The following is a 2989-nucleotide window of genomic DNA, read 5'->3' on the forward strand; positions in this document are numbered from 1 at the left end:
CGAAAGCGAAGGCCGCTTGGGCCATGCGCGATTTCGGCGCGCTCGACAAGGCGAACATCGGAACGAGCACATGGCTGAAGCCCAGCGCCAGCATGCCCATGAAGCCGAAAGCGCCGAGGAGCATGTGAGCGAGCGCGACCGCCCCATGATCGTTAAAAAAGCCGATCCTGTCGTCCAGCGACAAGGCGAGTCCGAGCGCCAGCAGCAGGATCAGCGACACCAACGCCGCCCATCCGTAGGCCCGGACCAGGGGCATGCTCCCGGCCCGGCGCAGATTGTCGGCGAACAGGCCGGCAAACAGCAGCAGACCCGCCGCGCAAGCCGCCGCGCCGCCGATCATCAGGCCGACATGGGCGGCGTACATGCCCGCGACCAGCGCGATGACGCCGGGGGTCAGCAACCAGTATACGGCCTTGACCGGCCACACCGCCGCGAGCGGCCGCGCCGTCGCCACCGGCAGCAACTGAACGGCGGCGCCGATCGCGGTCATGACCAGAACGCCGACCGTCAGCAGATGGACCGCCGCGAGCGATGGTCCGGCCCCGCCGCGAAATTCCGTGAAGTCTTCGTCCGCGGCGAACATCAGGGCGATCCAGAGCGCGACATGCAGCACGGCGGCGGCAGCGAAGAACCGGAATGGTATGGACGCCGGCAACAGCCGGCTTTTGGCCGAGCCAAGAAACGCGCCGGCGTTGGTCATGGACGGGGCCGAACGATTTCGAGGACGACAGGACCATCGTCCCGCGACTCGCCAGAGGGCGGGATCAAACGATGCCGCCATCCTCTTTCGTCCAACTCGGCATAGAGCAGCAGCGGCTCCTGGCTCAAGTACGCTGTCAGCCTGTCGCCGGCCTCGCCGCCGTCGATCCATCTCAGCACGGTCACCAGCGGTTCGGGACAGGGAAGCCCCCGCACGTCGACATGAAGCCCATCCTCCGCCTGCCACACGCGGGAGCCGTCGGGCGCTCCAGCGGCTTTTGTCATGAAGTCCCGGCTCCTTTGCCGCGCCGCCATGCGGGCGGACGCCTCCATTCATGCCGATCATCGACGAGGGCTACTTTGCGCCAGCGCAACCAATGAACCGGTTCTTGTTCTGGGATTGCCCGGCGTTTACTGACGCGGCAGTCCGCGCCCTCGCACCGCCATTTTGTAGATATCGACGGAAATTCGAGCTTCCGACATTTCGTCGCCTCGCCCCTGCGCCGATCGTTTCCGGCGGCGGCCGGCGCCGGGTGGGTTTCGTCGCCACTGGCGCTGGAAAGTTCAAAACAGTCGAGAAGGCGGCGCGGTGTTTTGTGTCTTCAGCGCGCCGCTTGCGCCCAGCGCAAAAGTGTCCGCCGCTCGTCTTCATCAAGAGGCGGCGCCGCGCCAGGCGGCGGCGTGGCGCTGGAAAAAAACGGCGACGCGCAGAATTTCGGCGCGATGTTTCGTTAGCTGGGCCGCGGTCGAAAAATCCAGCCCCGCCGCCGCTCGAAAAAGATCGGGATGAAGCGGCGCCGCCGCGTGGCAGGCTGCGCAATGCTGTTCGACAATGGTTTGCGCCGCCTGATTGCCCGGATGCAGCATCGACACGATCGCCTCGCCGGCCGAGCGCGCCGCTGCCTTTTCGGGCGATGGCTCGAACGGCGCCGAGAGCAGCAGGCCAAGGACGGAACATTCCGCGGCGGTAGGGGCAAGTTTCCAGTCCGGGCCCAACCCGCGCGCCCGCTTGAGAAAGAACCGCCGGACCAGAAAGCCCGCCGCCAGAAACAGAGCTGCGGCGGCGCCATTGTGCGGACCGCGGCGAAAAGCAGCATCGCATGGCTGGACAGCATGAAGAATACCACCGGCAAAGCCCGATATTGATTATGCAGCGCCCGCGTCGCAGCGTTGCTGGCGTCGTCAGGATAGCCCGGTTGGCCGGCGCGCAATGTGGCGAGCCGTCTCTTTTGCGCCGGGACGATGACAAGGGCGATATTGGCCGTCATGATCGTCGCCAGCAGCGCGCCGAGCAGCGGATAAGCGGCGCGACCGGCGAAAAGATCGGTGAGCAGAAACCCCAAAGCCGCAGTAAATACAAAGAGCGCGATGAGCAAGAAATCGCCGGCCAACCCGCTTTTTTTGCAACCGAGATCGTAGGCCAGCCAGACCGCCGGCAACAGCCCGAGGACAACGACGACCGCCGCCCAGGACGACGCGTCCCAAAGCGCGGGATCGATCAGATAGAGTTGCGGCGCGGCGCAGAAAGCCAGGCACAATTGCGCGAAGCCGATGGCCCAGGTCGCATAGGCCTCCTATTTGAAGTTCAAGGCCCGCTCGGCGGCGTCGGCCTCTTCGGCGCGACAGAATCGAAAGCCGCCGCCAGCATGGAGCAGCAGGCTCTGCGGACGCGGATCCGCATCGCGCGGACGCATGGCCAGATCGAGCCGCGCCAGCGCGAAGGCGGCGCCAACCCAGACCATGGCTGCGACCACGTGCAGCCAGCGCGGCGGGATCGCGGCGTCGTCCGTCAGCAGCGAAATCAGCGCCATCGCGTTCCCTCCATGGCCGCCTCGGTCCGGGAAGATAGCAGCGATGGAGAATCGGCACGATGAGATAAGGTGAACAGCGCCGCACCTTGTACCGAAATCTCACCCGCGAAATTGTGAAGGCTGTTCCCCAACAACGTTGCGCGGACGCAACGAACGATTTCGCGATCCCGTTATATTTTTGCCGGACGGTTTGCAACGAATGAAAGAGCAAGAACGTCGAACCGGCGAATTCGCGATCGGCAAGCAGCGGCGACGCTTTCGTCATCAAGGTGTCGACGCCCAAGACCAAAGCGGGGCATCCGAATGGAGCGCGGGATTTGACAACCAACCTTCGTCTCGCTGGCGTTCGAGTCCGGAACGAAACGTCGATCGGAGTCGAAGTGATTCTTGTCGCCAAGGTCAGCGAAAACTCTTGGTGCGCGCGCATCAATCCCTCGGACAGGGTCAATGCTGGCGATCGCCTGCGTTTTGGCGATACG

General features: G+C 64.6%; 4 protein-coding genes and 1 pseudogene. 1 reads left to right on the plus strand and 4 read right to left on the minus strand.

Annotated features, from left to right (window positions below; all coding sequences use genetic code 11):
- The 3 genes and pseudogenes from QZY01_RS00425 to QZY01_RS00435 all read right to left on the minus strand — a co-directional run.
- Window positions 1–700, minus strand: a pseudogene (locus QZY01_RS00425) (hypothetical protein); the annotation flags it as partial.
- Window positions 697–984 (minus strand): DUF2249 domain-containing protein, encoded by a 288-nt coding sequence (locus QZY01_RS00430; protein WP_294532011.1) that lies wholly within the window; start codon window positions 982–984, stop codon window positions 697–699. The gene QZY01_RS00430 and the pseudogene QZY01_RS00425, both read right to left, overlap by 4 nt.
- A 366-nt stretch (window positions 985–1350) precedes the next feature.
- Window positions 1351–1695, minus strand: coding sequence for a hypothetical protein (locus tag QZY01_RS00435; protein WP_294532014.1), 345 nt, complete (start codon window positions 1693–1695; stop codon window positions 1351–1353).
- Window positions 1696–1799: 104 nt separating this feature from the next.
- Here QZY01_RS00435 and QZY01_RS00440 point away from each other — a divergent pair, with 104 nt between their 5' ends.
- On the plus strand, window positions 1800–2573 hold the full coding sequence (locus QZY01_RS00440; RefSeq protein ID WP_294532016.1) for a hypothetical protein: 774 nt from the start codon (window positions 1800–1802) through the stop codon (window positions 2571–2573).
- A 107-nt stretch (window positions 2574–2680) separates the two neighbouring features.
- Here QZY01_RS00440 and QZY01_RS00445 read toward each other — a convergent pair.
- On the minus strand, window positions 2681–2989 hold a 309-nt coding region (locus QZY01_RS00445), incomplete at its 5' end, for a hypothetical protein (protein ID WP_294532018.1).

Source organism: uncultured Rhodoblastus sp., from assembly GCF_903903185.1.
In the GTDB taxonomy this organism is placed as follows: domain Bacteria; phylum Pseudomonadota; class Alphaproteobacteria; order Rhizobiales; family Beijerinckiaceae; genus Rhodoblastus.

Coding starts and splice junctions, on each gene's coding strand:
- QZY01_RS00440 (WP_294532016.1), top strand. CDS start 1,800: ATGGCTGGACAGCATGAAGAATACCACCGGCAAAGCCCGATATTGATT.
- QZY01_RS00430 (WP_294532011.1), bottom strand. CDS start 984: ATGACAAAAGCCGCTGGAGCGCCCGACGGCTCCCGCGTGTGGCAGGCG.